The following is a 16,179-nucleotide window of genomic DNA, read 5'->3' as shown; positions in this document are numbered from 1 at the left end:
CGGGCAATGACCATGACCATCATCAGGATGACCGACCCGGCCGCGACCACGTTTCTCAAGGACGTGCGCCATCCGCTGCTGGCGCTGCACCGTAGCATCCTCGACGAATTGCGCACCCGCCACGAAGCCGAATTCGGCGCGGTGTCGCCCGGTGAATTCCTGCAGATCGTGATCAACGGCAGCGCTTACAAATGGCTTGGCCCGTTGTCCACGCTGATTGCTGCGCTTGACGACGTACTGGACGACACAGACGCCACGCCCGATGGCCGTATCGACATGGCGCACGCGGTCACGGCCATGTTCGGCGCGAAGGACCGCAACGCCGCTTTCGACGCCCAATATCTGCCGATGCTGCAAACCAGCCCCGAGATCGCGATGGCCAATGGCCGCGTGGCGCAGCAAGTACGCGCCGTGACGCCAGCGCCTGCCGCGAAGGACTGACCCATGACCACCGGCCGTCAGGCGAGGGCGTTTGTCCCTATGCCTGTCCGCCGGCGGCTTTCGGTAGAATCCGCAGCCATGATCGACATAGGGCGGGGTATCAGACCACGAGACCCGTCAGACCCATCTTCCGGGGAGAATGCGTTGGACTCATTCGCACAAAATGCTGCATCGGCCGTCGCGCAAAACACCGCGGTCAAACTCGTCGCCCGCGATATCCACAAACGTTTCGGCGAAAACGAGGTGCTCAAGGGCGTGTCGCTCGCAGCCAACGCCGGCGATGTGATCAGCATCATCGGTTCGAGCGGCTCGGGCAAAAGTACTTTTCTGCGCTGCATCAACTTCCTCGAACGGCCGAACGCGGGCGAGATCATCGTCGACGGCGAACCGGTGCGCACGAAACCCGACCGCATGGGCAATCTCGAAGTCGCGGACCACAAGCAGTTGCAGCGCGTGCGCACGAAGCTCGCGATGGTGTTCCAGCATTTCAACTTGTGGGCGCATATGACGTCGATTGAAAACGTCATGGAAGCGCCCATGCACGTGCTGGGGTTATCGAAGAAGGAAGCGAGCGAACGGGCGCGCGAATGCCTGGAGAAGGTCGGGCTGGCGCCCAAGGTGGAGAAGCAATATCCGTCGCATTTGTCGGGCGGGCAGCAGCAGCGGGTGGCTATTGCCCGGGCGCTTGCCATGCATCCCGACGTGATGCTCTTCGATGAACCCACATCGGCGCTCGATCCCGAGCTGGTGGGCGAAGTGCTGAAAGTGATGCAGAAACTGGCTGAAGAAGGCCGTACGATGATCGTCGTGACGCATGAGATGGGCTTTGCGCGCAATGTATCGAATCATGTGATGTTTCTGCATCAGGGCCGCACGGAAGAAGAGGGTGCGCCGGCTGAAGTGCTGAGCACGCCGAGGAGCGAACGGCTGAAGCAATTCCTGTCGGGCAGTCTCAAGTAGCGCTGAACGCGTTGGCGCGGCGGCGGGATTTGGTGGGGCGATCGGTGCGATCGCTCCGCGTTCAATGTGGCGCGGCCGGCCGCACACCTATGTCTTTCGGCTGACTTACAAGCGTCAATCCCCTCGAATACCATGAAACCTTGTCGCGTTCCCGCAAGACGCGACGCCCGCGCGCGCCTACCATCTGGAAACGATGTGTAAGCTGAATACCGAACAAGCAAAGGAGCGGTTCATGACGGATCTCAATGTAACGCGCGGTACGTTCGACGAAGTGATGGTGCCTCTTTTCTCTCCGGCGAATTTCGTGCCGGATCGCGGACTTGGTTCGCGTATATGGGACACGGAAGGCCGTGACTATATCGATTTCGCTGGCGGTATTGCGGTGACGGCGCTGGGTCACGCGCATCCCGAACTGCTGAAAGTGCTCCACGATCAAGGCCAGAAGCTCTGGCACATCGGTAATGGCTACACCAATGAACCGGTGCTGCGTCTTGCCACTCGCCTGACCAATCTCACCTTCGCCGACCGTGCGTTTTTCGCCAACTCCGGCGCCGAAGCGAACGAAGCCGCGCTGAAACTCGCGCGCCGTTACGCTATCGACAACACCGGTCCGCAGAAAGTTGAAATCATCTCGTTCACGCAGTCGTTCCACGGCCGGACGCTGTTCACCGTCAGCGTGGGCGGCCAGCCGAAATACGCCGAGGGCTTCGGCCCGACGCCGCAAGGCATCACGCATCTTCCCTATAACGACCTGGCTGCCGCCCGCGCCGCGATTGGTCCGCAAACCTGCGCGGTGATCGTCGAGCCGGTGCAGGGCGAAGGCGGCGTGCTGCCCGCCGATCCCGCGTTCCTCCAGGGTCTTCGCGAAGCCTGCGACCAGCACGGCGCACTGCTGATTTTTGATGAGGTACAAACGGGCGTGGGCCGTACCGGCTCGTTCTACGCGTACATGGGCTATGGCGTGACGCCGGACATCCTGACGACCGCGAAGGCGCTCGGCAACGGTTTCCCGATCGGCGCAATGCTGACCACGGACAAGATCGCCGCGCATTTCAAGGTCGGCGTGCACGGTACGACGTACGGCGGCAATCCGCTCGGCGCGGCTATCGCGGACAAGGTGGTCGAATTGATCAGCGACCCTGCCGTGCTCGAAGGCGTGCAGCAACGCAGCGCTGCGATCAAGGCGCATCTGAAGCGCATCGATGAGTGTTTCTCCGTGTTCAAAGAGATTCGTGGCAAGGGTCTCTTGATCGGCGCCGAACTCGCCGATGCCTACAAGGACCGCGCGAAGGACGTGCTCAACGCTGCTGCGAAACACGGCGTGATCATGCTGATCGCCGGGCCGAACGTGCTGCGTTTCGCGCCGTCGCTGATCATGCCCATAGCCGATCTCGACGAGGGCTTCGCGCGCATCGAAAAGGCTATCGCCGACGTGGCGCATTGAACGTGCGGACTTCGGTCCGGGCTTCAGCCTATTCTCTCAAACAACGGAACCGCCGATGTTAATCGTCCGCCCCGCAAGACTCGCCGATCTCGACGCGCTCGAACGGATGGCGAATGCCGCGCATCCGGTGCTGCATTCGTTGCCGCGCGACCGCCGCGTTCTGGAAACGCGCGTTGCGCTTTCTGAAGATTCGTTTCGCGCGGAAGTCGAGTTTCCGGGCGAGGAGTTTTATCTGTTCGTGCTCGAAGAGACCACGACCGGCGCGTTGCTCGGTACGTCGAGCATCGTGGCATCGGCGGGCTATTCGGAACCGTTCTATGCGTTCCGCAATGACGCGTTGATCCACGCTTCGCGCGAACTCAAGGTGAACCGCAAGATCCACGCGCTCACCATGTCGCATGAACTCACGGGCAAGAGCCGTCTGACGGGTTTCTATGTTGACCCATCGGTGCGCGAAGCCACGCACGATGCCGCCGCGCATCTGCTCTCTCGCGCTCGCATGATGTACGTGGCCGCGAACCGCAAGCGTTTCTCCGACGACGTATTCTCGCTGATGCTCGGCGTGACAGATGAAGCCGGTGTATCGCCGTTCTGGGAGGCGGTCGGGCGCAAGTTCTTTGGCCGCGATTTTGAGCAGGTCGAACTGGAGTCGGGCGGCCGCAGCCGTACGTTTATCGCGGAAGTGATGCCGAGTTATCCACTCTACGTGCCGCTGTTGCCGCCCGAAGCGCAAAGAGTGTTGGGGGAGCCGGACGACGGCGCATTGCTCGCGTATGACATCCACCTTGAAGAAGGATTCGAGCCGGACCGTTTCGTCGATATCTTCGATGCCGGCCCGGTTCTGACCGTCGCGGTGGAACGCAGCGCGTCCGTGCTGGCGAACGAAGTTCGCGCCGTGCGGACCGCACAAGATGATGCGGGCACGTCGGGCACGCCGTACCTGATTGCAGCCGGCGGCGCGCACGCGTTTCGTTGCGCTTTAGTCAATCTGCCGTCCTCGCGCGCGACCGGTGCGCCGCTGTCTGCGGAACTGTGCAAGGTTTTAAGCGTGAAAGATTCCGATACGGTGCGCTGTGTGCCGCTTCATCAGGCTTCGGGAGAATTGCAATGATCGTTGTCCGCTGCGTGCAGCCTGGAGATGTCGACGCGCTCGTCGCGCTCGCGCACGAGACCGGACCGGGACTCACCACGTTCAAGCCGGATCGCGACGCGCTGACCGCGCGCGTTGAACGTGCACGACGTACGCTCGCCGATGAAGCTGAAGCCTTCGAAGCAGGTTACCTGTTCGCGATGGAAGACACGGCTACCGGCGATATTGCCGGCGTCTGCGGTATTGAAACGGAAGTCGGGCTGGAGCAGCCGTTTTATAACTATCGTGTGTCGACGGTCGTGCATGCCAGCCGCGATCTGGGTGTGTGGACCAAGATGTCGCTGCTCAACATCTCGCACGATCTCACCGGTTACGCGGAAGTCTGCTCGCTATTCCTGAGTCCGCGATATCGCACGGCAGGCGTGGGTGGTTTGCTATCGCGTTCGCGTTTCATGTTTATTGCGCAATTTCGCGAGCGCTTCCCGGAGCGTCTGTGCGCTGAACTGCGCGGCCACTTCGATGAAAGCGGCGCGTCGCCGTTCTGGCAGGCGGTTGGATCGCATTTCTACCAGATCGATTTCAACGCCGCCGACTATCTCAGCTCGCACGGCAAGAAGTCGTTCCTCGCCGAGTTGATGCCCCGGTATCCGGTCTATCTCGCGATGCTGCCGGAAGACGCGCAAGCGGCGGTCGGATTGACGCACCGCGACACCATGCCAGCGCGCAAGATGCTCGAAACGGAAGGGCTGCGCTATGAAAATCACGTCGATATCTTCGATGCCGGCCCGGTCCTCGAATGCCACGTAGCCGATTTGCGCACGGTGCGCGAGAGCGTGCTGGTGACGGTGCGCATGGGTGAGCGTGCAGAGAACGGCGAGGCCCGCAGCCTGGTATCGAATACGTCGCTCGACGACTTCCGATGCGGCGCGACGTTCGGTGTGCCAGAAGACGGCACCTTTTTGCTGACGCCGGAAGAAGCCGCCGCGCTGCGCGTGCAAGCCGGCGATACGGTGCGTGTACTGGCATCGCAACCACGCGCAAAGAACGTAGGTTAAGGACAAGGATCATGACGAAGATTTCGACTCAATTGTTTATCGACGGTACGTGGAGCGAGGGCACGGGCGCACCGTTTTCATCGCGTAATCCGGGCAATGGCGACGTGGTTTGGGAAGGCGCGAGCGCAGCGGCTCAGGACGTTGAACGCGCCGTGCTTTCAGCACGGCGCGCGTTCGCTTCGTGGTCCGCGTTGACGCTGGATGAACGCATTGCAGTCACGCGGCGGTTCGCGGCGCTCTTGACCGAGCACAAGGAAGCGCTGGCTCACACCATCGGCCGCGAAACTGGCAAGCCCTTGTGGGAAGCGCGGACCGAAGTCGCGACAATGGTGGCTAAAGTCGATATCTCCGTTAAGTCATACCACGAGCGTACCGGCGAAAAGCGCCAGGAAATGGCCGATGGCATCGCGGTTTTGCGGCATCGTCCGCATGGCGTCGTGGCCGTGTTTGGGCCTTACAACTTCCCCGGGCATTTGCCGAACGGGCATATTGTCCCGGCGCTGATTGCGGGGAATACGGTTGTGTTCAAACCATCGGAATTCGCGCCCGGAGTGGCTGCGCTGACGGTGGATTTGTGGGCGCAAGCCGGCTTGCCTGCCGGCGTGCTGAATCTTGTGCAAGGCGAGAAGGACACCGGCATCGCGCTGGCGAATCATCGGCAGATCGACGGCTTGTTCTTTACAGGTAGTTCGGATACCGGAACATTATTGCATCGGCAATTCGGTGGCCGTCCGGAGATCGTGCTCGCGCTGGAAATGGGCGGCAACAATCCGCTCGTCGTGGCGGAGGTCGAAGACATTGATGCTGCCGTGCATCACACGATCCAGTCAGCCTATTTATCGGCAGGGCAGCGCTGCACGTGCGCGCGCCGGTTGTTCGTTCCGGATAACGCATTCGGCGAGCGGTTCACCGAGCGCCTGATCGACGTGACATCGAAGATCAAAACAGGCGCCTTCGATGCCGACCCGCAACCGTTCATGGGCGCGGTGATCTCGGCGCGCGCAGCCGCGAAGCTCGTGCAGGCGCAGACGCAATTGATCGAAGCGGGCGGCAAGCCCTTGCTCGAAATGACGCAACGGTCTGTGCAGCTCGGTTTTGTCACGCCTGCCATCATCGACGTGACGAATGCGCGTAACGTCCCCGACGAAGAACACTTTGGACCGATGCTGCAACTGACGCGCTACAGCAGCTTCGATCAGGCAATAGAGCGCGCCAACGACACCGCGTTCGGTTTATCCGCGGGCCTGTTAGCCGACGATGAAACCGTGTGGACACACTTTCAGCGCACCATTCGCGCTGGGATTGTGAACTGGAACCGGCCGACGAACGGCGCGTCATCAGCGGCGCCGTTCGGCGGTATCGGGCGCTCCGGCAACCAGCGCCCGAGCGCATTTTACGCAGCGGACTACTGCTCGTACCCTATGGCGTCCGTCGAAAGCACGCAGTTGCAAATGCCCGCGAGCGTCTCGCCCGGCCTTCAGTTCTGAGGAACCACGATGCAAGCATTCGAAGCGAACTTCGACGGGCTGGTCGGCCCGACGCACAACTACGCGGGGCTGTCGTTCGGCAATGTCGCGTCGCGCAACAACGAAAAATCGGCCGCCAATCCGAAGGCCGCGGCGAAGCAGGGTCTGCGCAAGATGAAGCAGCTGGCCGACCTTGGATTTCACCAGGGTGTGCTGCCGCCGCTTGAACGGCCGTCGCTCAAGCTGTTGCGTAGCCTTGGTTTCACCGGCGACGACGCTACGGTAGTCGAACGTGCTGCGCGAGAAGCGCCGGAATTGCTCGCCGCTGCGAGTTCCGCTTCTGCGATGTGGACCGCGAACGCGGCGACGGTTAGCCCATCGGCGGATACGAACGATGGCCGTGTGCATTTCACGCCGGCTAACCTGAGCACGAAGTTGCATCGTGCGATCGAGCATGAAGAAACACGCCGTTCGCTCTCGGCCATTTTCTCCGATGAAAAGCATTTCAGGATTCATCACGCGTTGCCCGGCACGCCCGCTTTAGGCGATGAAGGCGCGGCCAACCACACGCGTTTTTGCAACGAGTACGGCGAGAAGGGCGTGGAGTTTTTCGTGTACGGACGCAGCGAATATGCTCAAGGTTCGGCAGAACCGAAGCGTTTTCCCGCGCGCCAAACGCTTGAGGCAAGCCGCGCGGTCGCGCGCCTTCACGGACTGTCGGACGACGCTACCGTGTTCGCGCAACAGCTTCCTGACGTGATCGATGCGGGCGTGTTTCATAACGACGTGATCGCCGTGGGCAATCGCAACACGCTGTTTTGCCATCAACGTGCGTTCCTGGATCAGGGCAGCGTGTACGACCAGCTTCGCGCGAAACTTGAAACACATGGCGGCGCGTTTACCGCTATCGAAGTGCCGGAAGACGAAGTCAGCGTGGCCGATGCCGTCTCGTCGTATCTGTTCAACAGCCAGTTGCTGACACGGCCGGATGGCCGGCAGGTGCTGGTCGTGCCGCAGGAGTGCCGGGAAAACGCGCGGGTTGCCAAGTACCTCGATTCGTTGCCCGCGCGGTCAACGTCCATCGACGATGTCCTCGTCTTCGATCTTCGTGAAAGCATGAAGAACGGCGGTGGTCCTGCTTGCCTGCGGCTGCGCGTGGTGCTCAACGATGCAGAGCGTGTCGCCGTGAATCCAGGCGTTTGGATGAATGACACGTTGTTCGCGCAACTCGATGCCTGGATCGACACGCATTATCGCGACCGCATTGCGCCCGCCGATCTCGCCGATCTGAAACTCCTCGATGAATCGCGCGCGGCGCTTGATGCGCTGACCGGGATTCTCAAGCTGGGTGCTATCTATGACTTCCAGCGTTGAGCCGGCCATGTTCGCGAACTTTCTCGACTTTGTGCTCGATGGAAAAAAGCCCGCGCTGACGGAAGGCCGGTTGCCGAGTGGCGTGAAGTGGACGTGGCTCGGCGATGGCATCGTTCGCTTTGAACCCGAGGCCGCGGTGCTGCAAAGCGTGGTGGCATCGGCGGGGATTCATGGCGATGAAACCGCACCAATCGAAATCCTGTCGATGCTTGTTGCGGATATTGCAAGCGGCAAGGCGGCGTTGAAGAGCCGCGTGCTGGTCATCTTCGGCAACATCGACGCGATGCGTGCGTCCTGCCGTTATCGCGACGACGACCTTAACCGGCTGTTCAACGGCCGCTATCTTGAGCTTGCAGCAAGTCATGAAGCGCCGCGTGCAGCGGAACTTGAGAACGTGACGCGCGCATTTTTTGCCGAAGTCGAAGTCGATACCGATGCCGATGCCGCTTCAACGCACGCTAAGTGGCACATTGACATGCACACGGCGATCCGCCCCTCGGTGTTCGAGCAGTTTGCGTTGCTGCCATACACGGGCGAGCCGCTGTCGCGTGTGATGTTCGACTGGTTGCAGGACGCGGGGTTGTCGGCCGTATTGCTGCACAAGGAGAAGTCGAACACGTTCACGCATTTCACGGCGGAGCAAGCGGGCGCGCTCGCGTGCACGCTTGAGCTTGGCAAGGTGCGGGCATTCGGGCATAACGATCTGTCGCGCTTCGCGGCATCGGACGCCTCATTGCGGCGGCTGATCGCGGGACTTGCGCCAATAGCGCGATCCAACCCAACGTTGAAGGTATTCACCGTCGTCGGACAAATCGATAAACAGAGCGAGGCGTTCAAGCTCCATGTAGCCGGCGATGTCGCGAACTTCACGCCGTTCGCGCGCGGCACGGTGCTGGCCGAGGATGGCGATTACACGTATGAAGTGCTGCGCGACGAGGAGCGCATCGTGTTTCCGAATCCGACGGTGAAGCCGGGATTGAGAGCGGGGCTCATGGTCATCGATACGACTGAGGAAACGTTCGACTCGCTATGATTTTCCCGGCTTGCCGGTAGGATCGACCACCACGGTACATGTCGTCCCCGCAGCCAGCACGACATCTTCTGGAACCTCGTCGATATGAATCCGCACCGGCACGCGCTGCGCGAGCCGCACCCAGTTGAACGTGGGGTTCACATCGGCGAGCAGTTCGCGGCTTTGCGGGTTATCGCGGTCATAGATGCCGCGTGAAATGCTCTGCACGTGGCCCTTCAACACGCCGCCGCTCATCAACCGCATCTCGGCTTTATCGCCTATCCGCACACGCGGCAGCTTCGTTTCCTCGAAATACCCATAGACCCAGAACGAATGGCTATCGACGATAGCGAGCTTGGCTGCGCCCGTCGTCGCGTAGTCACCGCGATGCACGTTCAGGTTCGTCACGTAGCCGTCCACCGGCGCAAACACCTTGGTTCGCGCGAGATTGAGTTCGGCGGCGTCGAGCGCTGCCTGCGCCTGCTGCAAGTTCGCCGCGGCGCCGGAGGCGGCCTGGCTTGCGTTATCGCGCGATTCCTTCGACACCACTTCGTTGTCCAGATCCGCCCGCCGCGCGGCGTCGTCGCGACGCATGCGTAAATCCGCCTGACGGGCGGCAACGGTAGCCTGCGCCTGCTCTACCGCGATCTTGTAATGCGACGGGTCGATCTCCATCAGCAGATCGCCCTTGTGCACGAACTGGTTATCGGCGACCGGCATGGTCACGACCGCGCCGGAGACGTCGGGCGCGACGTTGATGACGTCGGCGCGCACGCGGCCGTCGCGGGTCCACGGCTCGTCCATGTAATGCACCCACAGCACGCGCCCGATCAAGATGGCTGCGCAGAAAATGAGCGCGGTCATGAAGATGCCGAAAATTTTCCTGATGATCATGATGCGGTTTTAGTCCTTCAACAATAATTCAGCGATAAACCGCGAGTCCAAGCAGGCCGCATGTACATACGAGCAGACACGCGCGAAAGAGCGACGGATGCCACACCATGCGATACAAGCCGGTGAGCGCGAGCAGCCGGTCGATGAACCAGGTCAGCAAGCCGCCCGCGATAAACAGCAGCAGGATTGTCGGTACGTAGGCATCGAGAATGGCGATATCACGCGGCATGTGACGCTCCTTCGTGCGGGAGTTCGCGCTGGCTGAGATGGCCTAACGGCGATTGCCGATCCAGCAGGGCCGTACGAATGAAATGCAGATGACTCGACATCCGTTGCAGCCGATGGCGCTCCTCCCGAGGCTCGTGCACGGTGTCGAGCAACGCGCGCAGATCGTCGATGGCCAGCGTGGTCGCTGACAACGCGGCATCGAAACGTCGAGGGGTAGGATGATCGAAGAGATGCGCCACCCGGTGTAGCGCCTGCGCGATCGACGCCCTGGCGGCGCGCGCCGGCGTACCTGTGCCAGTATCCGAGCGGCTCAGCTCGGTACGCAGATCAATCACCGCATGCCCCACTTCAAGCACCGCGAACAGCCAGCGCAATGCCTCGCGCTGCAGATCCTCACGACCTGCCGCGAGCGCATCGATCTGCGAAAGCAGATCGCGCGCGCCGCTCTCAAAACGCATCGCGAGCCGGATCAGGCCGCCCTTGCTCGCCGTCACCACTTGCCGCCGCAGTTCACGCATCAGCAGTCGGCGCAGCCACGGCGCGTCGGTGGGCAGCAGCACGGCAAAGGCCATTGAGCAAACGAGCATGGAAGCGACCAGCGCGATGGCGTCGTTGATAAAGCCTGACGGATCGTACTGAATGACGTTGTCGGGACCGGCGAGAAAGCAGAAGAAGATGCAATAACCAACGCCAACGCCCATCATGCCGGGCCGCGTGCTGATGAAAGCGCCGAGCATCAGGAACGGCAGGAGCACGGCCGACAGCAGCAGAAAGCCGTCGGCTCGCGGATACAGCGCAAACACCACGATCATTCCTGCCACGGCCGCAAGTGCGGTGCCGCCTGCCATCTGGAAGGCCATTTGCGTGGGCCGCGGTGACGACGAGGCGAGTGCGATCACCGCTGCCGCGTCGAGCACGGCCGTGCCGCCGCTCGGCCACGCCGACATGATCCAGAAGCCGCTCAGGACCAGGACCACGATGAACGCGCGCAGCCCGGAAACGCCCGCCGCGAGCAGGCTGGTCTTCGGCACATAACGCGTGATCCGGTGCTCGCGTTCGTGCGTGGGCACCGCGAGCGACGCGTAGGTCAGCGTGTAGGCATGCAGATCATCGACGAACCGATACAGCAGCTCGGCGGCGGTATCGAATTCGAGCAGGTCGGTTGCCGGATCGAGCGAGCGCCGCGTCGCCCGGATGCGCCTGGGCAGCGCGGCTTTGAACGTGTCGAGTTGCGCGGCTGCGTGGGCCGCATCGGCGGCTTTCTCCACCGGCGCGCCCGCCGCGCTCAGCAAGGGCGCGACTTCGCGGAAATAGGGTTCCAAAGCGTCGACCGTCGCCGCTGCGCCGTTGACCCGCAGCCGGTTCATCAACTGATGCAGTGCGTGAAAGCGTGTGGATACGCTCATGAATTCGCCGTTCAGCCGGGCGACCCGGCCGCTGCGCATGCGGGTGTCGGGATCTTCGAACACGGCCACGCTGCGCGCAGCCTCGAGCCCGACTATATCTGCGACGAACGCCGCGTTGATGCGCTCGATCTGCGAGCGTTCGATACCCCCGCCCAACGCCTTCGACACGTAATCCACGAACGCGGTGAAACGCCGCCGAACGGTCGCCCGGACTTGCTCGCCTGCATGCCGCGGAAAGACGAGCGCGCTGACTGCACCCGAACACAGGATACCTAACGATACCTCGGCTACACGCGTCATTGCTGTCAGGAAGGCGGCATCAGCATGTTGCGCGGCCGGTATGCCAATGAGCGCGGCCGTATAGCCCGATAACACAAACCCGTACGAACGGAAGTTGCGGTTACGCGCTGCGCCCGCTGTGCAGATGCCGACCCAGAGCGCCGTCGCTGACAGAAACAAAACCGGTTGCTGCGAGAACAGGCTGATCAGCGCGAGCATCACCACGAGGCCGACGAGCGTTCCGCAGAAACGGTAAAAGCTCTTCGCCAGCACCATGCCGCTTTGCGGCTGCATCACGACAAATACAGTCGTCATCGCGGTACGAGGTTGCGGCAGGTCGAGACGCATGGCGATCCACAGCGCCAGGAACGCCGCCAGCGCCGCCTTGAAGATGTGAATCCACGCGAGGCCGTCGGTGAGCGCCCAGTCCACGAGCAGCGGATGGGGACGGTTCGGCGTGGAGAAGGGAGTCGACATGCTCATTCACTCCGCTCGCCGGCCGACGCGTCCTTGTGCTCGGCGAACGGCCCGATATGTTTCGCGGGTTTCATCTGCGTGTCGGCGGGGCTGTCGGCGGAACTATCGATGCCGCCACCCAGCGCCGCCGAGAACGTCGCATACACCGCGAGCCGTTCAGCGCGCACTCGCGCCTCGCCGTCCTGTGCGCGCAGCAATTGCGTCTGTGCGACGAGCACATTCAGGTAATCGGTCAAGCCGCGCCTATACCCCTCGTCAGCCAGCCGATAACTCTTCTGCGCAGCCGCAACCGAGCGGCCTGACGCGTCGAGCTGGCGATCGAGCGACTTGATCCGCACGACCTGATCGGCGACATCGCGCAACGCCGCAACCAGCGTGGTGTTGTAGTGATCGACGGCCTGGTCGTATTGCGCCGATGCCGCCCCAAGTTGCGAGCGCAGCCGGCCACCCTCGAAAATAGGCAGCGTCACTGCAGGTCCCGCGGTCCAGCCGCCGCCGTTGCCGGTGAGGAACGTCAGCAGCGCACCGCCTGCGGACATTTGCGTCAGCGACGCCATCAGGTTGATGTTCGGATAGAACTGCGCCTTCGCGACATCGATACCGCGCGCCTGAGCGGCAACCGTCCAGCGCGCCGCCACCACATCCGGACGACGTCCGATCAGCTCGGCGGGCAAAGCCGACGGCAAGCCGAGCGGCGTTGCCAGCGACAGCACGGGACGCGTGATCGAATCGCCGGCACCCGGTCCCGCGCCGGCGAGCGCCGCAAGCTGGTTACGGGCGAGCGCGATGGCTTCGTCGTAGGTCTCTACCTGACGCTCGTAGTCCGGCAACGACGCTTCCGCCTGCGCGACTTCAAGCTGCGTGCCAATCCCGCCCTGCAGCCGCCGACGCGCACGCGCCGCGATTTTCTGCTGCTGGTCGAGCGTGGACTGAGCGATGTCGCGCAACGCAAATCCCTGCGATAAGCCAATGTATGCGCGTACCACGTTCGCTTCGAGTTCGAGTTGCGCGGCGCGTGCGTCGGCGGCGCGAGCGTGGGTGGCGTCCAGCGCGCGTTCCGCTGCGTTACCGTCGCGACCCCAGAGATCGAGGTTGTACGAGAGTTGCAGCGCCGCCGTGTTGTCCCACGTGTTGACGTTGTTGTAAGTGCCGGGGCCGTAATAGCCGTTTTCCGGCCACTGCTGGCGATTGATCGCCAGGGATCCATCGACTTGAGGCGCGAGGGCGGCTTGCGCCACGCCCGCCATCGAACGGGCTTCGCGTACGCGCGCGGCAGCCAGCGCCAGAGTCGGATTTCCAGCCTGCGCACGCGCAATCCACGCATCGAGCTGCGGGTCGTTATAAGCGCGCCACCATGTCGACGCGGGCCACGCCGCGTCGGCGTTAGCCGCGCGCAGCGTCGCGCCGGCATCGAGCGTAGACGTGTCCTTGAGCGTGTCTTCGGGACCGACGTTTTTAGTGCTCGCGCAGCCTGCTATTGTTAAAATAAATGTAAGAACCATCGGAACGATGGTCTTTCTGATCGTGCTGACTAGCAAAATTATTTCTCAAAACGGATTGAGACACAGGCCAGAATTATATTTTTGCCCCGATTGGCGAGTAACTGGTAAAAATGCAAAGCATTGTTACGGGTTATGAGGTAATCGCCGTTGCCCATAACGTAACAATGCGGTAACAATGCGGCACCACTTGGACGAGACTCAAGGCTCATGGATACGCTTCAAAACATGCGCGTGTTTTCGCGGGTTGTTGAAGCCGGCAGCTTTACCGCCGCGGCTCATCAGCTGAACACGACGACGGCCTATGCATCGCGCGCTGTCTCCGATCTCGAAGCGCATTTGCGCACGCGCTTGCTCAACCGGACCACGCGCCGGATCGCGCTGACCGAAGCAGGCGAGCGTTATTTGCAGCGGTGCGAGCAAATCCTGGCTTATGTCGATCAGGCCGAAGCTGAAGCCGGCGACGCGCACGCGCGCCCGGCCGGCAAGCTCAAGATGCACACCATGGCTGGGATCGGCCAGCATTACATCGTGCCAATGATTTCGCGCTACCAGAAGTTGCATCCATCGGTGCAGATCGACCTGACGCTCGCGCAGCGCGTGCCGGACCTGCTGGACGAGGGCTTTGACGTGTCGATCGTCCTCGGCACTGAACTGCCTGATTCAGGACTGGTTTCCCAACGACTGGGAAGTGCGTTCAGCATTGCCTGCGCGTCGCCGGGCTATATTCAGGAACACGGCGTGCCCCACGTTTTGTCTGATCTGGTGCGGCATACGTGCTTGCAACTCATTACGCCCGCGTTCCCGCCGAACAAATGGACTTTTGACGGCCCGAACGGGCAGGAAACCATCACGCTCGGACCCGCGACCTTCACGGTCAACGTGGCTGAAGCCATGGCCGTGGCAATCAGCGAGGGCATGGGCGTGGGGATATTGCCGACGTCGTCAGCGTTGCCTGCATTGCGTGCAGGGACCTTGGTGCGTGTTTTACCGCAATACACCATGCAGATGCTCAACCTGTTTGCGCTGTATCCGTCGCGTCAGTACCTGGATGCGAAAATCCGGACCTGGGTGGAGTATTTGCGCGCTGAGTTGCCTGCCGCACTCGCCATCGATGAAAAATCGCTGCAGGAATTTGTGGCGTCGTAAGCTTATGAGCAGGAGAATGGGGGTAAGCTGGCCGACATGCTTTCATCAGTGTTTTTCATTTGCCGCGCCGCAACACTTGCTTACGTCTATTTCGGCCGCATGTTGATAGCTTGTGGTTTGTGTTTTAGCTTCACCGATTCACTTTTACCGATTTATCGATTCGACAACATCCGAGGAAGTTATGAATACGCCGCTGATGATCGCCATCTACGCACTGCTGGCTCTGATCGCCGTGCCCGCTACCCGCGAATTGCTGCGTACGGCTCGCGAAAATGCGAAACGCGCGCGCCTGATCCCGATCCGTATCGACGAACGTAAGAACCGTCAATCGCGCGATTCGTCGGATCGTTGAGAAAAAAAGACCGATCTATCGGTCTTTTTGTTTTTGCAGCCGGTGCAGTGACTTTTCAGCCTGCGCCGGATAAACCGTATCTGGTGCCAGAGAGCTCTAGCCCTGGAACGGGTGTTTTTACCTATAACGCTGAAGGGTTAGGCGTCCGCGTCATGATCGGTTAGGTTTTTACCGGCCCCACGCACCTGCAGCGTATCTGCACCGAAAACGCGATTCTTGGCAATTCATTGCCACTGGTCGCTCAGATCTCGACCACCCTGTCCCATTTGAACAACGGATTTTCAGGCGCACCCGTGCGCCGGTCGCGATAGCCGCGCGGATTACAGATCACGCGCGTTCCTTCTGCGAAATAATCGAACGCGGTATGCGTGTGCCCGTGAATCCACAGCGCAACCGGCGCGCGCACGAGCAAGGGTAGATCGCTCACAAAACCCGCCGATGCCCGGTCCGTCGCGAACTTTTCGGCCAGGCTTTGTTTCAGCGGCGCGTGATGCGTGACGACAATCGTCTTGCCATCGAAAGGCTTTGCCAGCTCATCTTCCAGCCATGCCCGCGCTTGCCCGTGGAGTGCCAGCGAGTCGCCGGGACTAAACGAGCGTGGCTCATCTTCGGGCTCGGGCCACGCGACCTGGATCACGCCCCGGAAGTCGACCATCACCCGCTCGGCCGCTGCGATGGACTCGCGCAACGCCTCGTCGCTCGCGCCGAACAACGCGAAATCAGTCCACAACGTGGTGCCGAGCACGCGCCATTTGCCGTATCGGTCGGTGAGGGCGGTGTTATTCAGGAAATGGACGTTGGGCAAGCTGCGCGCGGCGTCCTGCATCGCGGTTTCAAGTGCACCAAACTCACCGTCGTAATACTCATGGTTGCCCGGCACATAAACAACCGGTACGTCCGAACCGAAATTTTCCGCCGCCCAGCGCAGACCTTCCGCGTGATTGTGGATGTCACCGGCCAGTACGACGAGATCGGCCTCGGCGTACGGGATGGCGAGCGGTTCATCGTGCTCGAGATGCAGGTCGGACAGAACGCGAATCTTCACGGCGCTTA

Annotated in this window: 15 protein-coding genes; 10 read left to right on the top strand and 5 right to left on the bottom strand. The window is 61.5% G+C overall.

Translation table 11 applies throughout. The features are described from left to right. The first annotated feature begins 12 nt into the window (after positions 1-12). The 8 genes from HB376_RS01960 (at position 13) to astE (ending at position 8,863) form a co-directional block, all read left to right on the top strand. Positions 13-441, top strand: a complete 429-nt coding sequence (locus HB376_RS01960; protein WP_255631105.1) for a hypothetical protein — start codon at positions 13-15, stop codon at positions 439-441. A 216-nt stretch (positions 442-657) separates the two neighbouring features. Continuing rightward, the gene (locus tag HB376_RS01955) at positions 658-1,401 is read left to right on the top strand and encodes an ATP-binding cassette domain-containing protein (protein WP_346730425.1); all 744 of its coding nucleotides are present in this window, start codon (positions 658-660) and stop codon (positions 1,399-1,401) included. 232 nt (positions 1,402-1,633) lie between these two features. Next, positions 1,634-2,845: an aspartate aminotransferase family protein gene (locus tag HB376_RS01950; protein ID WP_213761723.1), complete on the top strand. Its 1,212-nt coding sequence runs from the start codon at positions 1,634-1,636 to the stop codon at positions 2,843-2,845. Positions 2,846-2,900: 55 nt separating this feature from the next. Then, positions 2,901-3,956, top strand: coding sequence for an arginine/ornithine succinyltransferase subunit alpha (gene aruF / locus HB376_RS01945; RefSeq protein ID WP_213761722.1), 1,056 nt, complete (start codon positions 2,901-2,903; stop codon positions 3,954-3,956). Next, entirely contained in the window at positions 3,953-4,990 is a 1,038-nt protein-coding gene (gene astA, locus HB376_RS01940; RefSeq protein ID WP_213761721.1) for an arginine N-succinyltransferase, read from the top strand. The genes aruF and astA overlap by 4 nt, the downstream gene beginning before the upstream one ends. A gap of 11 nt (positions 4,991-5,001) precedes the next feature. After that, positions 5,002-6,477 (top strand): succinylglutamate-semialdehyde dehydrogenase, encoded by a 1,476-nt coding sequence (astD, locus tag HB376_RS01935; RefSeq protein WP_213761720.1) that lies wholly within the window; start codon positions 5,002-5,004, stop codon positions 6,475-6,477. Positions 6,478-6,486: 9 nt separating this feature from the next. Beyond that, the gene (gene astB / locus HB376_RS01930) at positions 6,487-7,830 is read left to right on the top strand and encodes an N-succinylarginine dihydrolase (RefSeq protein WP_213761719.1); all 1,344 of its coding nucleotides are present in this window, start codon (positions 6,487-6,489) and stop codon (positions 7,828-7,830) included. Continuing rightward, positions 7,814-8,863 carry a succinylglutamate desuccinylase gene (gene astE / locus HB376_RS01925; protein WP_213761718.1) on the top strand — a complete coding sequence of 350 codons (1,050 nt, stop codon included), beginning with the start codon at positions 7,814-7,816 and terminating at the stop codon, positions 8,861-8,863. The genes astB and astE overlap by 17 nt, the downstream gene beginning before the upstream one ends. Here astE and HB376_RS01920 read toward each other — a convergent pair. The 4 genes from HB376_RS01920 to HB376_RS01905 are packed head-to-tail and all read right to left on the bottom strand — an operon-like array spanning position 8,858 to position 13,628. Next, positions 8,858-9,736 (bottom strand): HlyD family secretion protein, encoded by an 879-nt coding sequence (locus HB376_RS01920; protein ID WP_213761717.1) that lies wholly within the window; start codon positions 9,734-9,736, stop codon positions 8,858-8,860. The two genes, astE and HB376_RS01920, sit on opposite strands and share 6 nt — an antisense overlap. A gap of 28 nt (positions 9,737-9,764) precedes the next feature. Further along, positions 9,765-9,965 (bottom strand): DUF1656 domain-containing protein, encoded by a 201-nt coding sequence (locus HB376_RS01915; protein WP_213761716.1) that lies wholly within the window; start codon positions 9,963-9,965, stop codon positions 9,765-9,767. Beyond that, entirely contained in the window at positions 9,955-12,126 is a 2,172-nt protein-coding gene (locus HB376_RS01910) for an FUSC family protein (protein ID WP_213761715.1), read from the bottom strand. Before HB376_RS01910 ends, HB376_RS01915 begins: the two co-directional genes overlap by 11 nt. A 2-nt stretch (positions 12,127-12,128) precedes the next feature. Next, a complete protein-coding gene (locus HB376_RS01905) occupies positions 12,129-13,628 on the bottom strand; it encodes an efflux transporter outer membrane subunit (RefSeq protein WP_213761714.1) in 1,500 nt (499 codons plus the stop codon). A 207-nt stretch (positions 13,629-13,835) separates the two neighbouring features. Between HB376_RS01905 and HB376_RS01900 the strand changes: the two genes are divergently transcribed. Continuing rightward, on the top strand, positions 13,836-14,774 hold the full coding sequence (locus tag HB376_RS01900) for a LysR family transcriptional regulator (protein WP_213761713.1): 939 nt from the start codon (positions 13,836-13,838) through the stop codon (positions 14,772-14,774). A gap of 181 nt (positions 14,775-14,955) precedes the next feature. Next, positions 14,956-15,126 carry a hypothetical protein gene (locus tag HB376_RS01895; RefSeq protein WP_158934310.1) on the top strand — a complete coding sequence of 57 codons (171 nt, stop codon included), beginning with the start codon at positions 14,956-14,958 and terminating at the stop codon, positions 15,124-15,126. Between the two features lie 241 nt (positions 15,127-15,367). On the opposite strand, the gene HB376_RS01890 is transcribed toward HB376_RS01895, so the two are convergent. Further along, positions 15,368-16,171 (bottom strand): metallophosphoesterase, encoded by an 804-nt coding sequence (locus tag HB376_RS01890; protein WP_213761712.1) that lies wholly within the window; start codon positions 16,169-16,171, stop codon positions 15,368-15,370. Between the last annotated feature and the right edge of the window lie 8 nt (positions 16,172-16,179).

Source organism: Caballeronia sp. dw_19 (genome assembly GCF_018449515.1).
GTDB lineage: Bacteria > Pseudomonadota > Gammaproteobacteria > Burkholderiales > Burkholderiaceae > Caballeronia.
This window is presented reverse-complemented; position numbering and strand designations above follow the sequence as displayed.

Coding starts and splice junctions, on each gene's coding strand:
- HB376_RS01895 (WP_158934310.1), top strand. CDS start 14,956: ATGAATACGCCGCTGATGATCGCCATCTACGCACTGCTGGCTCTGATC.
- HB376_RS01905 (WP_213761714.1), bottom strand. CDS start 13,628: ATGGTTCTTACATTTATTTTAACAATAGCAGGCTGCGCGAGCACTAAA.
- aruF (WP_213761722.1), top strand. CDS start 2,901: ATGTTAATCGTCCGCCCCGCAAGACTCGCCGATCTCGACGCGCTCGAA.
- astE (WP_213761718.1), top strand. CDS start 7,814: ATGACTTCCAGCGTTGAGCCGGCCATGTTCGCGAACTTTCTCGACTTT.
- astD (WP_213761720.1), top strand. CDS start 5,002: ATGACGAAGATTTCGACTCAATTGTTTATCGACGGTACGTGGAGCGAG.
- HB376_RS01915 (WP_213761716.1), bottom strand. CDS start 9,965: ATGCCGCGTGATATCGCCATTCTCGATGCCTACGTACCGACAATCCTG.
- HB376_RS01900 (WP_213761713.1), top strand. CDS start 13,836: ATGGATACGCTTCAAAACATGCGCGTGTTTTCGCGGGTTGTTGAAGCC.
- HB376_RS01920 (WP_213761717.1), bottom strand. CDS start 9,736: ATGATCATCAGGAAAATTTTCGGCATCTTCATGACCGCGCTCATTTTC.
- astB (WP_213761719.1), top strand. CDS start 6,487: ATGCAAGCATTCGAAGCGAACTTCGACGGGCTGGTCGGCCCGACGCAC.
- HB376_RS01960 (WP_255631105.1), top strand. CDS start 13: ATGACCATCATCAGGATGACCGACCCGGCCGCGACCACGTTTCTCAAG.
- HB376_RS01950 (WP_213761723.1), top strand. CDS start 1,634: ATGACGGATCTCAATGTAACGCGCGGTACGTTCGACGAAGTGATGGTG.
- astA (WP_213761721.1), top strand. CDS start 3,953: ATGATCGTTGTCCGCTGCGTGCAGCCTGGAGATGTCGACGCGCTCGTC.
- HB376_RS01910 (WP_213761715.1), bottom strand. CDS start 12,126: ATGTCGACTCCCTTCTCCACGCCGAACCGTCCCCATCCGCTGCTCGTG.